The sequence below is a fragment of the Shewanella baltica genome, from assembly GCF_900456975.1.
In the GTDB taxonomy this organism is placed as follows: Bacteria; Pseudomonadota; Gammaproteobacteria; order Enterobacterales; family Shewanellaceae; genus Shewanella; species Shewanella baltica.
In genome coordinates this window covers 1,542,481-1,561,177 of the sequence record NZ_UGYM01000002.1, presented here as the reverse complement: position 1 = coordinate 1,561,177, position 18,697 = coordinate 1,542,481, and the positions used below count along the sequence as shown (strand labels likewise).

Below are 18,697 nucleotides of genomic sequence, written 5' to 3'. Positions count from 1 at the left end.
TGATTGATTACTTAAAGTTGACAACCTTCAACACTGTTTGAGTTTTCATAAACGATATCGCCTATCGGACTGTAGTCAGCAGCTTTAATCGCTTGTTTCTCTTTCAAGAAAGAATAGAGTAAATCAGCATCAACAAAACCCGTTTGAATTGGGCTTTCTAGCTTAGGATAACCGTCACCACCTGCAGCGTTAAAGCTAGGTACAGTGAACTTATAAGTTCCTGTTGGGCTGAAGTTCTCACCATTAATCACACTGATATTGGCAGTCTTAGCCGTACAGTCAATGGTCATTTTCACGCCCGTGATTTGTGCATAACCACCTGAACCAATTTGAAGACTAGCTACTGCGCCTAAATAAGCCGCAACTTCAGTGCCTGTCATTTCGTTCAGAGTCACCATGTTACCGAATGGCTGAACAGTCAGCACGTCACGGTAAGTGATATTACCAGGCTGAATAGAGGCACGTACACCGCCCGAGTTCATCACGCCAAAATCGGCTTTGACTTTATCACTTTGTGCCATCGCTAACATACGGCCTAAGTTAGTTTGCTTGTTACGCACGTTTGCACGCTCGCCATCTAACAGGGCATCCGTTGTTGCTATGACTTCGTCTAACTTAGCTTGACCTTTCTCTTGGTAGTAAGACAGCAGCTCTTTTAACTCAGCATCAGGTTCAATCTTAGTACCAGCTAAATCAGCTGTCTTCTTGCCTGCGTCATCCAATTTACGCATATTCACAGGCACAAGCTTGTAGCTTGCTAAATGAAGTTCACCGTTAAAGTATTCAAAATCTGCACGGCCAACATATTTACCCCATTCATGGGCTTGCATGATCCAAGTACCATTTTGTTTATCTGGAGCACATTCATCGCCTGGTTTGAAGTCAGCGTAGGCTTTGTTGTCAGTACCCGGTTCCATACACACTGGGTTTTGTGAATGACCACCAATAACCACTTGCAGATCGCCTTCTTTCAGTGCGCGAGCCATAGCCACGTCACCAGGGGCGTTACTACCGTTATGGCCGTCAGCATAGTGACCCATGTGCGTGGTAGCGAAAATAATATCGGCCGCTTTGGCGTCTTTAATTTCTTTAATCACTTTAGCGACTTCAGTCTTTGGATCGGTGAACTCCAGGCCACTGATGAATTCTGGATTACCAATCTTAGCCGTATCTTCGGTCGTTAAACCTATTACAGCCACTTTCAGACCGTTTATGTCGAATACCTTATAGGCATCAAAGTAACGTTCCCCTAGATTGCCATCTGCATCTTTATGGTAAATATTCGCCGCTAACATAGGGAATTCCGCAAGGCGGCGCTGCATATCAACAACGGATAATGGATTATCAAACTCATGGTTACCAACAGCCATAGCGTCGTAACCAATTTTATTCATACCCGTGAAATCTGGGATCGCATCTTGTAGATCCGATTCTGGCACGCCAGTATTAATGTCGCCACCAGACAGCAATAATGTTTGACCACCATTCTTACTGACTTCTGCACGAATGCTGTCAATTAAGGTTTTACGCGCAGCCATACCATATTCGCCGTCACTGTTTTCCCAGAAACGGCCATGGTTGTCATTGGTGTGTAAAACGGTAAATGTTGTGCAAGCGCTTCCCGCTTCAGCACACGTTGTTGGGACTTTATCGTCATCACTATTATTACAACCCGCAAGCGCAGCGACAACAGCAGTTGCAACTAGTCCTTTAATAAGCATATGTCTCATTACATCAACCCCTTGATTTTAATTATTTTATCATAGAAAGATTGCCGTGAACTCCATCAAGTTCAGCGTCACGGATAATAACAAAGAATAAAGATAAATTGTGTCATTTTTATTAAAAACTTGACATTTATAGGGGAATTCGCAGGCGTTTTAAGACAGATTTGTTTCATATAAAAAATAAGCTGAATGACTGATTTCTATATATTTAGAGAATTAAAAATAAAAATGAAATAAATTAATTTAAATCGTTCAGTATAAATGACTTAGAAAACATTACAGAAAACAGTGATTGTTCCCATAAAAAAACAAGCATGGGCAATTTTCAATTTACCGCATGCTGTTTTTATCAGCAATTAGACTTCTCTACATTTCAAATCGCTGTAATAACCACTTAGAAATCTCTTTTAACTGCGCAGGGATCACTGAATGCGGCATAGGATAAGTCTGCCACACAACATTATAACCGCCCGTAATTAAGGCTTCTTTGGCTAATGTTCCAGCGGATAATGGCACTACATCATCCTGTAGACCGTGTTGCTGTAATATGGGTGTATTACGATTCGCTGCACTTAATTCAGCGGGTAATACATCGCCCGTCGGTAAATAGCAAGACAGTGCCATAATCCCTGCAAGTTGCTCGGGGAAACGCAGTCCAGAGAATAAACTCATAACTCCGCCCTGACTGAATCCTGCTAATACGATACGCTCGCTCGCAATACCCGCCGCGATTTGTTCATTAATTAATGCAGCAACCCTTTTCTCCGACTCAAGCACGCCTTGCATATCAGCTCTGTCGTGCAAATCCATGCTTTTAATATCGTACCAAGCGCGCATGACGTAGCCGCCATTGATGGTCACGGCTTGCTCCGGTGCATGGGGGAAAATAAACCGGATAGCATGATCGGCAGGCAAACCTAATGCAGGCACTACGGGGGCAAATCCGGCACCCGAATCCCCTAATCCATGTAACCAAATGACCACGGCTGTAGCTGGTGTCTTAGGTTCAACGACAATACGCTCGAGAGAAACTGACATACTAAAAAATCCCCAATTCGATATTAAACACTCATCAACTAAAAACTGATGATAAATCTATAAGTTAACCACTATGCACTATGCACTATGCAGGCGTACTTTATTCCGCGTCCATTCCCAGCACATCTTGAATCGCACGTAACTGGGCATTTGAGTCCAACACTAAGCTCCAACGCACACCGCCACCATCGGCGATTAACATAGGTGGCTGACGTCTCAAACCGATATCCTCAGCACTCGCTTGCAGCACGATACTGGCAACATTGAGCCGCACTTGCACTTCGAACTCAGTGACGATTAACTTACCCTGCGAAAAATCTAACACCATTTTGATAACCGCCCTATGTGAAAACGCCGACATCATAGCAAACTTGTGGTCTTTTACCGATGGCATTTCCTTGCCGTCATCCAAGCCATTAAAGTTTGATTACATTTGAGCAAACAGTGAGATAACAAATCCACTGGATTATCAGGTAAACTTTTGCCCTATATAGATAGAGCCGATAGAAAACCAAGCAGCATTGATGCTGTTATCGGCCCAAACTCGAACCAAAATACTTTATCATTAGGCTGTTAAATAATGCTTTCACTTCGCCGTAACGTCCTGAGCAGTGCCCTACTTTTTGCGCTGCAACTCCTTCCTAGCACTGATGCCAATAGCGCTCCAAATACGTTAGCCGCTGAGCCGACTGCCACTGTTGTACAAGCACAGACGCAGCAGAACCAAGATGCACTGACCTACGCCAATTACACTGAGGTCAGCGTGAGTCATGTTGAACTAGCCCTTGCCGTCGATTTTAAGCAAAACCGCTTATCCGGTGACGCCACCCTCGATTTGGCTTGGCATAAACCGAGGAAACAACTCATCTTAGATACTCGAGAACTGACGATTAACAGTGTGAGTGCTTTGAATAGAAATGGGAAATGGCAAAGCGTGCCCTTTACCTTAGCCAAAGCGGACGCTGTAAAAGGCGCGGCGCTGACCATCAAACTGGCCGATGAAGATACCCAAAAAGTTAAAATCAATTACCACACGTCGAATAATCCATCCGGTATTCAATGGTTAACTCCAGAGCAAACCCAAGGTAAACAGTTACCTTTTATGTTCAGTCAGAGTCAGGCGATTCATGCTCGCAGCTGGATCCCACTACAAGATACCCCAGCCGTGCGCCAAACCTATAGCGCAACGATTACTGCCGATAAAGCCATTACTGTTGTCATGAGTGCCGATCGTAAAACCCTGTCGAGCACGCAGACCCAATTCACTATGCCGCAGGCGATCCCAGCTTATTTAATCGCCATTGCAGCCGGGCATTTAAAGTTCGCCCCTTTAGATAACATCTCGGGCATTTGGGCTGAGCCAGAAATCCTCGACAAAGCCAGCAAGGAATTTGCCGACACGCCGGAGATGATCAAAATCGCCGCTAAACGTTACGGCGATTACCGTTGGGGACGTTATGACTTGCTTATTTTGCCGCCAAGCTTCCCCTTCGGCGGGATGGAAAATCCTCGACTTTCGTTTATTACGCCAACGGTGATCGCGGGTGACAAAAGTTTAGTGAGTCTGATTGCCCACGAACTTGCTCACTCGTGGTCGGGTAACTTGGTGACCAACGCCACTTGGCGCGATCTCTGGCTTAATGAAGGTTTTACGACCTATGTTGAGAACCGCATCATGGAAGATCTCTACGGCCGCGACCGAGCTCTGATGGAGCAAACCATCGGCTATTCAGAGCTGCTTGCCGAGCTTGCAGAACTCACGCCTGGCGATTCAGTGTTGCATGTGGATCTTGGAAAGCGCTCACCCGACGAAGCCTTTAGCGGTGTCCCTTATGTTAAAGGCCAGTTGTTTTTAATCTTTTTAGAGCAGAAATTTGGCCGCGAGCGCTTCGATGCTTTTGTGAAAAGCTACTTCAATCATTTTGCATTTCAAAGCATTACCACGGCGCAGTTCCGTGAGTATTTATCTTTGAATCTATTAAACAAATATCCCAATGTTGTCAGTGAGGCCGAAGTGGATACTTGGATTGAAGGTCAAGGTTTGCCGTCATTTTTAGTGCAGCCCAATTCCCACGCCTTCGATGATATCGATGCCCAAAGACAAACTTGGCTCGACGGAAAACTTAGTGCAAGCGAGTTGAAAACCAGCACTTGGACAGTGCACCAGTGGTTAAGGTTTATCAATGAAATGCCAAGAGTCAATCTAGACCAAGCCAAACTTGCCGAGCTGGATAAGGCGTTCCATTTTACGGGCACAGGTAACAGTGAAATCGCTTTTGCATGGTATTCACTCGCCCTAGACAACGGCTATTACACGGTACTACCCGCATTAAAACAGCACTTGACCCATATTGGTCGCATGCGCTTAATCGTGCCGTTATATCAAAAGCTTGCAAGCACAGATCAGTACGACTGGGCCAAGAGTGTCTATCTTAGGGCTCGCAGCGGCTACCATCCACAAACCCAAGCAAGTCTAGATATGATGTTTGCCGACAAACCACTCGAGCATGAACACAGCCATTAGCCAGATAAAGAGCTATTAGCGGTATAACAAATCATTAGCGAGATGAAGTGCCATTGCCATTAGCTGTTGCGCTAACCATTAAGCCATTAGCACCATAAAAACAAAAAAGCCCAAACCTAGGTTTGGGCTTTTGCTATTCAATCTTCTGCCTCGACTCATTCAACTTCTTCTGAACTTATATTCATCTCACATTGAGTCAGATAAAAGCCAAGTTCGAAGCCGAGTCCGAAGCCTGAAAATTAGTGGTGATGACCACCAGCGCCATGGGCATGGCCGTGGGCGATTTCTTCATCACTCGCGTCACGGGCACCAACGACTTCGATATCAAATGTCAGTTCGCGGCCCGCTAATGGATGGTTTACATCCACAGTCGCCATAAACTTACCCACTTTAACGATAGTCACTTGGCGTTGACCTTGGTCAGTATTGACCACAGCAGTCATACCCGGTTTCCACGCAGTCGCGCCCAATAAGTGCTTAACCGACACACGTTGGTGCGCATCCGCATCCGCTACACGCTCACCGTATGTTTCAGCAGCAGGTAAAGTCACAGTGAATTTTTCACCGATGGCTTTACCATTGATCGCGTTTTCTACACCTGGCATCATGTTGTCATGACCGTGTAAATAGGCAATCGGATCGCGACCTTCGTTCGTCTCAATCACTTCGCCTTTCTCGTCACGCAGTGTGTAGTTAAACTGCACAACCATATCGTCTTTAATGCTCATCGAATATCCTTTGATTTTCTTCGATTTCAATTGTGGGCCGAGCTTAACAAAACTGAGCTTTTCACTCCACTTTTTTATCCGGCCTAAAAGCGCTTAAAACCCGCAGCGAGCGCTCTTTGGCTACAGTGACTACAGTGACAGTGGCTACAGTGATAACCCTAAAGCGCTAAACACCTCTGGGCTTGGGAAGCCATCGGCAATCATCTGTTTGCTCCGTTGAAAGGCTTGCAGCCCTGCCACAGAGTTACGCCCCAACACACCATCTGGCTTGCCAACATCAAATCCGGCCTCATTCAGTTTTGCTTGCAGTTGCTTAACTTGCTCGCGACTTAAGCGTGGCTGTTCTGGCGGGCTCACTGTCAAAGGTAACCCCCCATTAATGCAATCGGCTAGATGCCCCACTGTGATGGCATAATACTCGGAGCGATTCCAACGCATGATCACATTGAAGTTCTCATAGCCTAAAAAGGCAGGCCCTATATGGCCTGAAGGCAAATACAACGCGGCTTGAATATCCACGGCGGGCAAAGGTTGACCATTCGCTTGCGTGACATTGAGCGCAGCCCATTCCGATAAGGCCAAGGGCTGCTTTGCACCTAAATGGCTGTAACTAAAATCCTTTGGCAATAAGACTTCACGGCCCCAGCGTTCATTTCGCTGCCAGCCTAAGTGCTGTAAAAAGTTCGCGGCGGAAGTCAGCGCGTCAGTGGTGCTATTCCATAAATCGGCTTTACCATCGCCGTCACCGTCGACGGCATATTTGGCATAGGCCGACGGCATAAATTGCGTGTGTCCCATGGCGCCAGCCCATGATCCCACCATAGTGTCATCATCGAACTGATACTTTTCTTTCAGCTTTAAGGCTTGCATCAGTTCTATGGTGAAATAATTGCTACGGCGTGGTTCACAGGCCAAAGTCGCGAGCGAATTTAATACTGGCATCTTGCCTTTATAGGAACCGTAGTTCGTTTCAAGCCCCCAAAAAGACAAGATATATTGCGGCGGCACGCCATATTCTTTGGCTAGTTGATTGAGTAAAACGCTGTGTTTTTTCAGTAAGCGACGGCCTTCGTTGACGCGCCATTCAGTGGCGCGCTTACTGAAATAATTATCGAAGGTCTGGCTGAATTCAGGTTGTTGCTGATCGAGCTCAATCACCCGAGGCACAAATTTCAAATTTGCAATGGTCGAGTTAATCGTCGCCTCTGACAGCCCTTCGGTGCGCGCCCGCGCTTGTAGCCCAGTCACACAACTTGGAAATGCCTCGGCATTCGCTTGTACGCTAGCACTGATATCGGGCATTGGGTTGGCTTCAGCGACTATGCCACTTGCGTTGCTACTGCTCGCGTTAGTGCTTGCCTTAGTACTGGCACTCGCCGCTGGCACGCTAGAACAGGCACTCAGACTGACACAGGCGGCAATACTCGCAAACAGATAAGTTAACCCTTTAATTTTAATCAAATCAACAACTCCAATATTTGATTTCACAACAATGACACAGTAATCACACTGCTGTGGCTAAACACGACAATCTTCCTTCTTCGAGAAGGCATTGCCCTAGAGAGATATTCGCCTTGGCATAACGAGTTAAAGGTTCTACTACAAAAAAACCTTTAACGGCCAAGGGCATAGAAGACATGTTTCTCCCCCACGGAAAGCCTCTATCTGAGCCACACTTGAACAGTAAAGCACACTGCATCAAGGCTTATCATTGCCAATAATCCTGACCCATAGCGACAGGTAACACAATCCTTATCGCCATAAATACCTTGTGGCACCGGCTTATTGCTCAGTTATCCAACACAAGAAAAATCTTAACAAAGAATCCCTTGGTATCGCAGCATGTTACCGTATAATGGATAAGTTAACAGCACACATCAAAGAGACCTATCATGACTGAAATCAATGCGGCTTTGGCTGGCTTTATCAAAAATGTAAAACAACATCAGACGCTTTGGGGTCTAATGGATGAAACTGGCGAAGGCTGGGTCGTTTGTGACTCTTCAGAATTTGAAGACACAGATGTGATGCCATTGTGGTCAAATGAAGCCACTGCAAAATCCCATTGCAGCGACGAATGGCACGACTACCAACCGGTTGCTATTTCATTAGAAGAATTTCTGGAATATTGGGTGTCTGATCTCAACGACGATGGTGTATTGATCGGTGTGGATTGGCAGACTGATGAAGATTGCCTTGAACTTGATCCTATTGTTTTAGCAAAAGATTTGGTTGATGTTGAAGAAGTTTAATCCCTTCAATATGCCATTAGTGACATCAAGGACTGAGGTGCTCATTCCTTGATGTCTGCTATCCCGCTTATCGATATTCCCTTCGACCAACGTCATACCTGTTGGTTTTGTGGCGAACCGAGCAATCAACACTTCGAATATATTGCCCACACACATACGCCACATCCTTCATTAGCCGTGCCCGCCTGCAACGAATGCTTACGATTAGCTAAACAACATCCTTTGAGCTCAATATGGGATTGTCGTATGGCCGTCAAAGATGCACTGATGCGCCTTTATGCAAAACACCTCGCGATTGGAATTAATTGGACCGAAGAAGAACTTGCCGAGTCTGAATTTTCCTGCAAAGTGTTTGAAGGCTTTAAGAAAAGTGCTTGGATGATGTACCAGATTGCCCGCGACCGTATCAACGCACCCGGCTGGCCACTGGTATTAGAAGGCGAAGAAATTGACGACCAAGGATATAACGCAGGTTTCGAATTTGATGGCGTGACCTTTAACTCAGTTAATGCTGCAATCCAGTACTACTCGACGCAATTCACCTTAGATCCTCAGTTTTTTGCCGAACTGGTACGCCTCGTCGGCCGAGCAAGATTCAACTACGCCCTACGACTCGCCCGCATCCATATTGCCGCCGCCAAAGAAATGAAACGCCAAGTATTACAAGATGTAGAAGCCGAATTCGCCTCGTAATCGAGCGTTAAATGAAAAGGTAATTTGGTAGGATTTGCACAGAAGCGATGGAAAGGTTGCAATTGAAGGGCTGATATTAAAAGTCTGATATAAACAGGCCACATTTAAAAGCGGTTATTAAAAGCGCTGAGTCTACCGATGACCAACACAAGGTCAATCACCGATAGTTCGTATCTCAAACTGCTTAGTGATTAATCACTTGTCTTAATCTTTCTTGTACCACTTCCACCAGCAGATCCGGCTGGAACTTAGAAATAAACTTATCACAGCCCACCTTTTCAACCATGGCATGGTTAAAGCTGCCGCTCAGTGAAGTATTCAAGGTAATATATAGATCTGACATAGCTTTATCACCGCGGACTTCAGACGTCAGCTTGTAACCGTCCATCTCGGGCATTTCGGCATCAGTAATCATCATCAGTAATTCTTTGGACACTTGCTTGCCTTCATCACGCCATTTTTGCAATAACGTTAGCGCCTGCAAGCCATCAGAAGCCTCAATGATTTCTATGCCTAGTTGGCTTAAAGTCTCACGCACCTGACGCCTTGCGGTCGATGAATCGTCCACAATCAAGATTTTTCTGCCTGGCATTTCATGGACTAAGGTTTCATCGAGCACACCTTCAGATAAACTAATATCGTAGTGAATGATCTCCGCCAGTACTTTCTCTACGTCGATAATCGACACTAATTGCGATTTGCCTTGATGTTCGATGCGGGTAATTGCCGTCAGATAATTATTGCGCCCCGCCGTTTTCGGCGGCGGCATGATATCGCTCCATGTCATGTTGATAATGTGCTCAACCTTGCCGACTAAGAAGCCCTGCACGCTGCGGTTATATTCTGTGATGATCATATTAGCATCATCATCTGGCGGCACAGGTTTAAACCCAATAGCCGAACGTAAATCGATCACAGGGATAGAAATGCCGCGAATATTAGCAACACCATAAATATGAGGATGACTCCCAGGCATGGCATTAAGGGGAGGAAGCTTAACCACTTCTTTGACTTTAAAGACGTTGATGGCAAATAACTGCGTGGAATTAATGCTAAAGAGCAACAACTCGAGGCGGTTCTCACCCACGAGTTTGGTACGCTGATCTACGGTTGCAAGTACGTTTGCCATAATGCTGCTTCTCTACTCTTGAGGAAAATCCTTTCCTCACATGCGACGGATTAGCTCAAATTATAGCGGTAAACTCCCATGAAGAACCATGCCGAGGTGCTATTTTATCTAAAAATTACAACCACTCTCGCAAAATCATGCCGCTAACTTGATTTACTCAACCCCCGAATATCAATGGCGCTGTCGGCTCATGTCTGTGCTCAAGCGGCGAAATAGCCAAAACATTTGGCTTTGGCATAAGTATGAATATTAGTAAAAGCACGAATATTCAATCCATTCACAACGAACATTCAATTTGCGTCAGCGGCGCTGCCACCTAACGCTGCACTTTCTGGGCAAGCACCATGCCCGCAAGATCCAAGGCATTTCTGTCGCAGACTATCTCAAACCCAGCTTGACGCAACACAACTAACCACTCGCGGTGATTAAAGCGATTTTGCTGTGGATGCTCAAATAGGCGTCGACTCAGTGGATTACAAATCGCAGCGCGATATAAATCCTCTACCACAAAGTAACCGTTTGGTTTCAGTACTCGTGCAACGTCCTTGATGGCCGCCTGCCAATCTGGAATATGGTGGAATACGGCAAAATCAAACACCATATCGAACTCGCCATCGGCAAAGGGAAGACAAGAGGCGTCGGCAACCGAGAAACTCAGCCCTTTCAAACCTTGTGGCCGAGCTTGCCAGCGAGATTGCGCCGCTGCGACCATTTCAGGGTCGATATCCACGGCCGTGATATGTCCTGCGCCAAAATGCTCGCGGATCAACTGAATACCATTACCAAACCCACAACCAATTTCTAATGCACGCTCGCAGCGGGCCATAGGTTTAGGCATCATAGACGTAAGCAAAGGCGCTTCGACATGATTTTGTAGCCAAAAACGTATTGGATGCTGAACGAGCTTTTTCTCAAATGGATTTAATTTCATGCCATCCTCTAAATATGGGTAAACTATTGTTGAATAATTTTACTGATCGAACTGCCACTATGGTACGTAATGATAGGAACATAAGTTCACCAGAGGCCACGATGAAATTACCTCTTTTTCCACTACCCATTTGTTTATTGCCCGAAGGTTACACACAACTGCGGGTATTTGAACCTAGATATAAGCGTTTAGTCGCCGAATCGTTAAAGTCAGGCGAAGGCTTTGGCTTATGTATGCTCGAAGAGGATGGCAAAACCATTCAGCCCATAGGTACCTTAGTGCATATTATTGATTTTGAAACCCTACCCGATGGACTATTAGGGATCAGCATTCAAGGTTCAAAGCGCTTTAAAGTCAATGAAATCAGTATCGAAGACGATGGATTAAAGCGCGGTGATGTTAGCTTTATCGACAACTGGCCTGCGACACGTATTGCGACCGATGAGCGTTACTTGAGCCAAATGTTACAAAATATCCTCAAGGAATATCCACAACATCTCAAGCACTATCAAGCGGAACAATTTGAAGACATTGCTTGGGTCTGCCAACGCTGGCTAGAAATATTGCCCGTGCAAGCCTCAGAAAAGTACAACTGCATTAATACCTTAGATCATATTATGACCCGAGACCTATTGCGGGCCGTGATAAAATAATCCTGTGAATGATCCTTTATTTAAGCCACTCCGTATTGATTGACAGTTTGACAGTAAAACTGGGCTCAGAAGTGAAACAAGCCTCTCAATTTTGTCGTTACTGATCTCAAACTTAGCACTAACGACTGGGATAAGAGCGAAAATAATGGAAAATATTCAATCACAAAGCAGGCAAAATCGGTATCATGGCCCTATCACGTCTCTGACTCATTCGGCTATGGATAACGACATTCCCGCTCTCAAAACCTGCGAGCCTCAAGCGGATACTTTGATCACGTTTATGCTACAAGTAGCTGACAAACGGGACAGAGCCGCCTTTGGGCATTTATTCCAGCATTTTATGCCCAAGATCCGCGCCTTTGGTTTACAAAGACTGAATCAACAAGGCTTAGCCATGGATTTAGTTCAAGAAACCATGACCAGCGTGTGGACTAAGGCCCATCTGTACAATGCAGAGAAAGGCTCAGTGACGACTTGGGTATTTACCATAATGCGTAATCAGTGTTTCGATATGCTGAGACGAGTACAACACAATAAAGAAGATACCTTTGGCGATGATATTTGGCCGCTGTGCGATGCGACCATGGCTCAAGACACACTCACTGATCATAAATTGACGGCGAAACTCCTCCAACATCTTGATGCCCTTCCCCTAGCACAAAGACAAGTCGTGCAAGGTATCTACATGCAAGAACTCACTCAACAAGAGCTAGCCGATGCCCTCAAGGTGCCAATAGGCACCATAAAGTCACGATTAAGACTCGGGCTAGAAAAGTTGAAAAGTTTCTTGGAGACACACAATGATTAAGCATCATCCCCAACAAGATTTACTCGTGAGCCATGCGAATGGGGTCTTACCTTTATCGATGGCCATCGCGGTATCAGCACATTGCGCATTGTGTGAGACGTGTCGTGAGCAACTAGCCCTGTTAACCGAGCAAGCTGCCAATTCGGCATTAAATCCAGATGGCGCTCATGCTCATGCTGCAAAGCATCATATAGACCAAGAGTCGATTCACACTGCGCATATTGATACTGGAAACACTCAAGCGACTAATGTACCAGTGATGGATATTGACGCTATGCTGGCGCAAATCATGGCCCAGCCTGCGGCAACGGATGTGCCTAATAATGCTCCTCTGGATGTTCAAGTAAAACAACAGCATTACACAGTGCCGTCGGTGTTTCGCCAGCATTTGGCCCGTCCTTGGCAAATCTTAGGCAAAGTCAGTCGTATGCGTTTTGATGTCGATGAAATGAACACCCGCGCGAGCTTGTTACACATAGATGCGCAAGGTGAAATCCCCCAACATACCCATAAGGGCTATGAGTTAACCCTATTGTTAGCGGGAGCGTTTTCGGATATTAACGGTGACTATGTGCCAGGTGATTTTATTGTGCTCGATAGCCAACATCACCACTCACCTAAAACCGTTGACGGTTGCTTATGCTACACAGTGTTAGATGCGCCGCTGCATTTTACCAAAGGCCTAAGCAAGTTGCTTAACCCCATAGGTGAACTGATTTATTAAGCCTGTAGCCAGTGCTTTAACATGACTTATTTACTCCGTTTTAAAATGAGTCCGCTGCTAAATTTTCAATTACTGAATCTTCAGTTACTAAATTTTCAGTTACTAAATGACGGCCATTAATCCCATTGAAATAACCTATTTCTGTGGGATTTTTTATTCTATTTGCATGAGTTTTTTATTCAGTTTGCTAGAATTTTTAATTCAATTGGCTAACAGTAGCCACATCCTATTCGCCTAAAAAGCCGTAATATGGACACTCAGCATTGCAGCTAAATACAAGATAATGACATGTTCCATGCTAAGCTTTATGCTTTAAATCAAATGAATAGCCAGAAACAATTCACGTTAACTCAACATCAATCAACAAATAATCACATTGAATAAAAATTAAACTTGCATAAGCTATTTTTATTGATATACTGCACGTCGTTTTGAGAAACACCTTGTTGTTTACCTTTTTAAACCAGCCTGACTATTAGCAATCAGAGTTCGGTCCTCATAAAGAAAGCCTACTACAAGCAAAACCCCATAAGCTCAAGCATTCGATACCACTAAAATCATGTGGTTATGTCTGTGAACTTACTGTTCTCCACACTGTCATAGTATTGTCATTAAGCTATGGTCAACTGGCAGAATCAAGTTAGTCCATTGGCATAATCGACAGCATGTATTATTTATCGATTAAGCATCTCTTGATTAATGAATCAAAGATGGGGTAACCTCGATACTCAATAGAACGAATCTTTCGCAAATTGCTAAGGATATTTTATAGTTACAACTATCTCACCTATGGGTGAATTAACAAAAAGGAGTGTGGCATATGTCATACAAAATTAATGGACATGAAATTACAGTGAACTTCCCTGTAGATTCAATCTCAGTAAATAAAACCTCAATTGCTTTTACCGATCGTCAAGGTAAAAACAGACAGACTTTTTCAAAGCGTACAGAAGCCATCAGCTTTATGAAATGGTTATTGTCCGCAAACAAATAAGTCAAAAAATAAATTAGACGATAAGTTAGAAATAAGTACTGTAATACCCCGTTTGCTCAAGTGTATTTAATCGGTTTCCATTCTCTTCGCAGTACCGAGCACTTAAGTAAACTGATAGCCGAATGTCACGAACACGCTATCCTTTTTTACGTCATCATGACGAATACATTTGGTTCAGGCTGTATCTCTCTCACACAGATACCTGCCGAACCAAATGAGTCAAATCCAGCTTAGCTCACCTACTTCCACTGCAGCATCCGCTAATATTCATCCCCATGAATACTGTACAGCACCTCACCTATGCCAAAACCCAATACCCAAATCGCCATGCAAAGCTTGATAAGCCAGATCAAAGCGACAATTCCGCTCAATTTAACGGAAGCACAACTGTGCCAAGGACAATGTTTAGGTTGTTCGAAAAAAATGCTGGAAATGTTAGATGCTGAAATCAGCTATTGGCAGTTTAGCGATGTAATACCTAGCCTAAAAGATTTAAAAAACCTCGAGAATATAGGCCAACGTACCTATAAAATCCTTAAGCGAAACCATCTACTATCTTAAGAAACTATCTACTGTCTTAAGAAACCATCTGCCGTCTTAAAAAAGCGGTCTTAATCTATTGCGCTGGTTATATTACTATTCTTTGAAAATTCTCATACTCCAGAAAATTTACGCTGATAACGCGGCAACATGGTCTCATTCCCTAATATTCCGCCTTGATGCAAATACATCACATGACCTAATTCACTACGCTGTAAGTAATCCTCAAGCACAATAAAACCTAAGGGATCGTAGAGTAGTTCAAATTGAATACCTGAGGCACAAACGCGCTGCCACATGGCATAAAATTCTGGGTAGAGTTTACCAAAGTGATATTTTTTGCCGACATTCACTATCTGTGGATGCTCGAGAGTATTTGGATTAAGCATAGAGAATTGCAAACGTAAATAATCATCGCCGCCCACCACGGCGCAAGTCACGATGCGAATCGCCGTTTGCTGACGAATAAAGTACTGATTTAAAAATAACGCCGTCGTCCCCGTCCCCGACGGTAAAAATACTGTTAAATCGACTAAATCATTCGCCTGCGCAAATTGCACTATTTCTTGCGCCAGTCTATTTACCCCGTATTCAGCGTAGGAACAGCGACCGCCCTCTGGGATAAAAAGCGCCGTAGGTTCATTCGCGAGTATCTGAGTCTCGATATACTCTTGGCAACTCAGTCGCGCACCACCCGTTTGCAAAGCAGGTTCACAACTAACATTGTGGCCAGATAAAACCTGAGGTTCACCCTGCGACTGAGTAAACGCCAGCTTTTGCGCCATTAACTCACTTAAGTCGATAATATTGGCGCCATTTGCCAATGCCGCAGCGTAATTCCCCGTGGGATGCTTAACAATCTGGCTGGCAATATGGTCAACATAAAAATCACACTGCCAGCCTTTCATCTTGGCCAATGTAGATAGGGAATACAAAGAGTTTGCTAAGGGTGAGCCATGACCTATCACCTTGTTGATGCCTGCAAACTCATGATCTAAAAAGTAGCCGAATTTACGCGCTTTATTGCCGCTAAACGCTGGATGCAATAAATCATCACGTTTTAGAAATATTTCTCGACCAGCAAAGGCAAAAATATCGACGGGGTAATTTGCAAACATCAGGCTACTCAAACGATTAAATACTCAGGCTTTTAAGCCATTGGATGGAATGGCTAGTGTAACGCCGCCTTTGCTCTTCTGCTCTTAAGAAATTAGCAATTTAGCGAAGAATTAGTAAAAATCACAAATGAAGCTTAAACAGGTGGATGTAAGACATTGATTTTTGAAAATAAAATAATTGGCACGTTTCTCGCTTAGTCATTGGCATATATTCAGTTTATCAAAGCTAACGGCATTCATTACAGCTAACGATAAAGGCTAAAAAAGTAACATAAGGAGTTTTCAATGGCAGTATTACGCTTAATATTCAACATCGCTTGGTTTGTACTCGGCGGATTTGTGATGGGACTCGCTTGGTGGCTCGCAGGTATTCTGTGTTTTATCAGCATTATTGGTATTCCCTTTGGCCGTGCCTGCTTTGTTATCGGCGAAATGACCTTCTGGCCCTTCGGTCAAGAACAAATCAACCGTCGCCACTTAACCGGTCGTGATGATTTAGGTACGGGTGTCCTAGGCATGATGGGAAACATTATTTGGTTCTTGCTGTTTGGGATCTGGTTAGCCATAGGCCACTTGGTCCATGCCTTAGCCTGTTTTGTGACTATTATCGGTATTCCCTTTGGGATACAGCATCTTAAATTGGCGTTACTCAGCCTAACCCCGATCGGCCAAACTGTAGTGGCTAAAGCCTAATCGATAGTGAGTTAACCGCCTTAGCGCTGTTCATTCTCAGTTATTTACTGTCGAGAGTGGATAGCGCTTTTTTATCCCATGCTGAAAATATCGCCTCGTTGAAGGTCATTTCTTCCTCCAGTAAATCGTTGCAACTATATTGAGTATGGGCATATTGAGCATGGGCATATTGAGCATGGGCAGGTTCATCATCCTCTTGAACCTCTGCTTGCGGCTTAGTCGGCGCAACAATAGCCAACAGATAATGTGCCAGTTTTGCAGGGGCATCTATGGCCGCATCATGGCCGCAATAAGCTAATACGATCAAATTAGTGCGAAAGTGCAGTGCTAAGGCTTTGCTCGATGCAATGCTCACCAACGCATCACGGTCGCCACAGAGTACACTTATCGGCACTTCCACGGTCAATGGGCATTGATATCGGAAAGCCGCCCACAGTTGCCGCCAGGCGTTACGGATAGTTGGCGACGATTGGCGGCGAAACTCACTCCATTCGGCAATTAAACCGCAGTCTCGCCGATGACGAAAACTGGTTAAACGCACTATCGTCGACTCGATGGGATGTAAAGCTTTACCCCGAGCCCGCAAGAAAAACGCCTTTAATGCATTGAGTGGATTAAATCTTTGATACCACGCCGATAAATTAGCCGCACTGCTGTTTAGTACAAATACATGCCTTATCTGCCAAGGTCGCTGGCGCGCCATTTCTAGCGCTAACATACCGCCCATAGACAAACCGAGAAGGTAAATGGCTTCTCCATTTTGCACCTGCTCATCCAATTGCTGCCACACGGCATGGGCATAGTCAGCAATCTTAAGCGGACTGGCCTCGGTTGATAGCGTTCCGTTGCCCGGCAAATCAGGTGTCAGTACTCGCAATCCCTTTTGTCGCAGTCGTTGATCGAAACCATTCCAGTGGCGTTGATCACGCATTAATCCCCGCAGTAACACCCAAGTTGTCATGACTGTGGCTCCCGATACCAATACTGCCGCGCGCACTCGGTTAGCTCAGACAAACGTTCAGGCGTTAACTGTTCTAACGATTGGGCGTAGGCAGCTTCCATTATAAATTGCATCAGCACTGTGTGCCTGCGTAAAATCCTGTGGTGCCGATGTGTTTTTTGCGGATTGAAAAAGCCTGCAAAATTAAAGATTTGTCTGGGATTTTTCTTTATCCAAGCCCACGATCCCATTTCTAATGTCAAGGGCAAAAACGGCACCTGAGCATGGGGATCAGCCACTTGATGCTGGCGATAGAGGTAATCCCAAATATCCCCATGGGTGCGATAAAACTGACTCTGGGGTGCGAGCCTATAATGGCCATGATGGGGATAACTTTGTTCAAATAATTGTTTTAGATGAAAAATATAATTGGCATTTTCGAAGGCGGTACGCGTATGGGCGTAGGGAAACCAGATATGATCACTCAATCCAAAGCCTGAGTGCGCATCGAGGGAAATCAAACTGGTGCTGCGGCTCAGCAATTGCTGTACATAGGCAACTAAGCCGGTGGTTTCAAGCTCCATTCCCCCCATGCCGCGATACCAAGGCAGCCGTGACGATATACGCTGTCCTCCCACCATAAAAGAGACTTTTTCGCTGGATTCTATCGGGGCGTTACGCATCAAATCCACTTGATTGCCATTGCCCCGCGTTCCCATAAATAAACCAACGGGATTCACCACAGGCACAAAAGCTAACCGCACGCCCGTTAACATCTGTTGTAGGTGCTTATCCCACACCAGCCGCTGCAACAAACTGTTCAGCAATGCCAAGATGACTTGAGAGCCAATACGTTCAACCCCATGCACGCCGCCCACAAAGAGTACTGTCGGACAGGGCTTCTCTCCTCCGCCCAGTTCAACACTGTAGAGAGGAAAATGTTCGTGACGAAATGGGATGTCAGCAAGAATTTGATACTGCAACTTAAGATGATGAGTATCAATGAGTTGTTGCAGCGTATCTAACTCAAAGGGAAGTTTATTCATGTCACCTTAATCAATAAAATGAGAAAGCAACTCATGCCGTTAAGGTGATGCTAATAGTGAACAAAGACAGAATGATGACAAGCGGAATATCTGATGTAATTTTGAGAGGAATTGGCTGAAAATAGAGGAAAAAATAAGGGGGAAAATTGAGAGCACACT

At 44.9% G+C, this 18,697-nt stretch carries 19 protein-coding genes; 9 read left to right on the top strand and 10 right to left on the bottom strand.

The features are described from left to right. Nucleotides 1-11: 11 nt before the first annotated feature. The 3 genes from ushA to DYH48_RS06985 all read right to left on the bottom strand — a co-directional run bounded on the left by ushA (nucleotide 12) and on the right by DYH48_RS06985 (nucleotide 3,093). Nucleotides 12-1,730: a bifunctional UDP-sugar hydrolase/5'-nucleotidase UshA gene (ushA, locus tag DYH48_RS06995; RefSeq protein WP_006086184.1), complete on the bottom strand. Its 1,719-nt coding sequence runs from the start codon at nucleotides 1,728-1,730 to the stop codon at nucleotides 12-14. A 363-nt stretch (nucleotides 1,731-2,093) separates the two neighbouring features. Continuing rightward, on the bottom strand, nucleotides 2,094-2,765 hold the full coding sequence (locus DYH48_RS06990) for an alpha/beta hydrolase (protein WP_006086183.1): 672 nt from the start codon (nucleotides 2,763-2,765) through the stop codon (nucleotides 2,094-2,096). Between the two features lie 100 nt (nucleotides 2,766-2,865). Further along, on the bottom strand, nucleotides 2,866-3,093 hold the full coding sequence (locus DYH48_RS06985; protein WP_006082094.1) for a DUF3389 family protein: 228 nt from the start codon (nucleotides 3,091-3,093) through the stop codon (nucleotides 2,866-2,868). Nucleotides 3,094-3,345: 252 nt separating this feature from the next. Between DYH48_RS06985 and DYH48_RS06980 the strand changes: the two genes are divergently transcribed. Further along, nucleotides 3,346-5,289, top strand: a complete 1,944-nt coding sequence (locus DYH48_RS06980) for a M1 family metallopeptidase (RefSeq protein WP_115334377.1) — start codon at nucleotides 3,346-3,348, stop codon at nucleotides 5,287-5,289. A gap of 239 nt (nucleotides 5,290-5,528) precedes the next feature. Here DYH48_RS06980 and DYH48_RS06975 read toward each other — a convergent pair whose 3' ends face one another. Further along, nucleotides 5,529-6,017: an FKBP-type peptidyl-prolyl cis-trans isomerase gene (locus tag DYH48_RS06975; RefSeq protein ID WP_006082096.1), complete on the bottom strand. Its 489-nt coding sequence runs from the start codon at nucleotides 6,015-6,017 to the stop codon at nucleotides 5,529-5,531. 144 nt (nucleotides 6,018-6,161) lie between these two features. Further along, complete coding sequence (locus DYH48_RS06970; protein WP_172481158.1) at nucleotides 6,162-7,478, bottom strand: lytic murein transglycosylase; 1,317 nt, start codon at nucleotides 7,476-7,478, stop codon at nucleotides 6,162-6,164. Between the two features lie 431 nt (nucleotides 7,479-7,909). Between DYH48_RS06970 and DYH48_RS06965 the strand changes: the two genes are divergently transcribed. Both DYH48_RS06965 and DYH48_RS06960 read left to right on the top strand, forming a co-directional pair. Next, nucleotides 7,910-8,269 carry a DUF2750 domain-containing protein gene (locus DYH48_RS06965; RefSeq protein WP_006086180.1) on the top strand — a complete coding sequence of 120 codons (360 nt, stop codon included), beginning with the start codon at nucleotides 7,910-7,912 and terminating at the stop codon, nucleotides 8,267-8,269. Nucleotides 8,270-8,320: 51 nt separating this feature from the next. Next, nucleotides 8,321-8,962 carry a hypothetical protein gene (locus tag DYH48_RS06960; RefSeq protein ID WP_012089504.1) on the top strand — a complete coding sequence of 214 codons (642 nt, stop codon included), beginning with the start codon at nucleotides 8,321-8,323 and terminating at the stop codon, nucleotides 8,960-8,962. A gap of 184 nt (nucleotides 8,963-9,146) precedes the next feature. Here DYH48_RS06960 and DYH48_RS06955 read toward each other — a convergent pair whose 3' ends face one another. Both DYH48_RS06955 and DYH48_RS06950 read right to left on the bottom strand, forming a co-directional pair. Continuing rightward, a complete protein-coding gene (locus DYH48_RS06955; RefSeq protein ID WP_012089505.1) occupies nucleotides 9,147-10,091 on the bottom strand; it encodes a chemotaxis protein CheV in 945 nt (314 codons plus the stop codon). A 316-nt stretch (nucleotides 10,092-10,407) separates the two neighbouring features. After that, a complete protein-coding gene (locus tag DYH48_RS06950) occupies nucleotides 10,408-11,022 on the bottom strand; it encodes a class I SAM-dependent methyltransferase (RefSeq protein ID WP_012089506.1) in 615 nt (204 codons plus the stop codon). Nucleotides 11,023-11,123: 101 nt separating this feature from the next. Here DYH48_RS06950 and DYH48_RS06945 point away from each other — a divergent pair, with 101 nt between their 5' ends. The 5 genes from DYH48_RS06945 (at nucleotide 11,124) to DYH48_RS06925 (ending at nucleotide 14,762) form a co-directional block, all read left to right on the top strand. After that, on the top strand, nucleotides 11,124-11,675 hold the full coding sequence (locus tag DYH48_RS06945; protein WP_012089507.1) for an LON peptidase substrate-binding domain-containing protein: 552 nt from the start codon (nucleotides 11,124-11,126) through the stop codon (nucleotides 11,673-11,675). A 145-nt stretch (nucleotides 11,676-11,820) separates the two neighbouring features. Continuing rightward, nucleotides 11,821-12,483 carry a sigma-70 family RNA polymerase sigma factor gene (locus DYH48_RS06940; protein ID WP_006086176.1) on the top strand — a complete coding sequence of 221 codons (663 nt, stop codon included), beginning with the start codon at nucleotides 11,821-11,823 and terminating at the stop codon, nucleotides 12,481-12,483. Then, the gene (locus DYH48_RS06935; protein ID WP_006086175.1) at nucleotides 12,476-13,207 is read left to right on the top strand and encodes a ChrR family anti-sigma-E factor; all 732 of its coding nucleotides are present in this window, start codon (nucleotides 12,476-12,478) and stop codon (nucleotides 13,205-13,207) included. Before DYH48_RS06940 ends, DYH48_RS06935 begins: the two co-directional genes overlap by 8 nt. Before the next feature lie 820 nt (nucleotides 13,208-14,027). Continuing rightward, complete coding sequence (locus DYH48_RS06930; protein WP_006082106.1) at nucleotides 14,028-14,201, top strand: hypothetical protein; 174 nt, start codon at nucleotides 14,028-14,030, stop codon at nucleotides 14,199-14,201. Nucleotides 14,202-14,501: 300 nt separating this feature from the next. Next, nucleotides 14,502-14,762 (top strand): hypothetical protein, encoded by a 261-nt coding sequence (locus DYH48_RS06925; protein ID WP_006086174.1) that lies wholly within the window; start codon nucleotides 14,502-14,504, stop codon nucleotides 14,760-14,762. A 92-nt stretch (nucleotides 14,763-14,854) separates the two neighbouring features. On the opposite strand, the gene DYH48_RS06920 is transcribed toward DYH48_RS06925, so the two are convergent. Next, a complete protein-coding gene (locus DYH48_RS06920) occupies nucleotides 14,855-15,859 on the bottom strand; it encodes a pyridoxal-phosphate dependent enzyme (RefSeq protein ID WP_115334376.1) in 1,005 nt (334 codons plus the stop codon). Nucleotides 15,860-16,144: 285 nt separating this feature from the next. On the opposite strand from DYH48_RS06920, the gene DYH48_RS06915 reads away from it, so the two are divergent. Continuing rightward, nucleotides 16,145-16,552 (top strand): YccF domain-containing protein, encoded by a 408-nt coding sequence (locus DYH48_RS06915; RefSeq protein WP_115334375.1) that lies wholly within the window; start codon nucleotides 16,145-16,147, stop codon nucleotides 16,550-16,552. 40 nt (nucleotides 16,553-16,592) lie between these two features. Here the strand turns inward: DYH48_RS06915 and DYH48_RS06910 are convergent, their stop codons facing one another. After that, a complete protein-coding gene (locus tag DYH48_RS06910; protein WP_115334374.1) occupies nucleotides 16,593-17,513 on the bottom strand; it encodes an alpha/beta fold hydrolase in 921 nt (306 codons plus the stop codon). Beyond that, entirely contained in the window at nucleotides 17,510-18,538 is a 1,029-nt protein-coding gene (locus DYH48_RS06905; protein ID WP_115334373.1) for a M14 family zinc carboxypeptidase, read from the bottom strand. The genes DYH48_RS06910 and DYH48_RS06905 overlap by 4 nt, the downstream gene beginning before the upstream one ends. Nucleotides 18,539-18,697: the final 159 nt, after the last annotated feature.

Coding starts and splice junctions, on each gene's coding strand:
- DYH48_RS06990 (WP_006086183.1), bottom strand. CDS start 2,765: ATGTCAGTTTCTCTCGAGCGTATTGTCGTTGAACCTAAGACACCAGCT.
- DYH48_RS06955 (WP_012089505.1), bottom strand. CDS start 10,091: ATGGCAAACGTACTTGCAACCGTAGATCAGCGTACCAAACTCGTGGGT.
- DYH48_RS06950 (WP_012089506.1), bottom strand. CDS start 11,022: ATGAAATTAAATCCATTTGAGAAAAAGCTCGTTCAGCATCCAATACGT.
- DYH48_RS06940 (WP_006086176.1), top strand. CDS start 11,821: ATGGAAAATATTCAATCACAAAGCAGGCAAAATCGGTATCATGGCCCT.
- DYH48_RS06915 (WP_115334375.1), top strand. CDS start 16,145: ATGGCAGTATTACGCTTAATATTCAACATCGCTTGGTTTGTACTCGGC.
- DYH48_RS06920 (WP_115334376.1), bottom strand. CDS start 15,859: ATGTTTGCAAATTACCCCGTCGATATTTTTGCCTTTGCTGGTCGAGAA.
- DYH48_RS06905 (WP_115334373.1), bottom strand. CDS start 18,538: ATGAATAAACTTCCCTTTGAGTTAGATACGCTGCAACAACTCATTGAT.
- ushA (WP_006086184.1), bottom strand. CDS start 1,730: ATGAGACATATGCTTATTAAAGGACTAGTTGCAACTGCTGTTGTCGCT.
- DYH48_RS06945 (WP_012089507.1), top strand. CDS start 11,124: ATGAAATTACCTCTTTTTCCACTACCCATTTGTTTATTGCCCGAAGGT.
- DYH48_RS06975 (WP_006082096.1), bottom strand. CDS start 6,017: ATGAGCATTAAAGACGATATGGTTGTGCAGTTTAACTACACACTGCGT.
- DYH48_RS06935 (WP_006086175.1), top strand. CDS start 12,476: ATGATTAAGCATCATCCCCAACAAGATTTACTCGTGAGCCATGCGAAT.
- DYH48_RS06930 (WP_006082106.1), top strand. CDS start 14,028: ATGTCATACAAAATTAATGGACATGAAATTACAGTGAACTTCCCTGTA.
- DYH48_RS06980 (WP_115334377.1), top strand. CDS start 3,346: ATGCTTTCACTTCGCCGTAACGTCCTGAGCAGTGCCCTACTTTTTGCG.
- DYH48_RS06910 (WP_115334374.1), bottom strand. CDS start 17,513: ATGACAACTTGGGTGTTACTGCGGGGATTAATGCGTGATCAACGCCAC.
- DYH48_RS06960 (WP_012089504.1), top strand. CDS start 8,321: ATGTCTGCTATCCCGCTTATCGATATTCCCTTCGACCAACGTCATACC.
- DYH48_RS06925 (WP_006086174.1), top strand. CDS start 14,502: ATGCCAAAACCCAATACCCAAATCGCCATGCAAAGCTTGATAAGCCAG.
- DYH48_RS06985 (WP_006082094.1), bottom strand. CDS start 3,093: ATGGTGTTAGATTTTTCGCAGGGTAAGTTAATCGTCACTGAGTTCGAA.
- DYH48_RS06965 (WP_006086180.1), top strand. CDS start 7,910: ATGACTGAAATCAATGCGGCTTTGGCTGGCTTTATCAAAAATGTAAAA.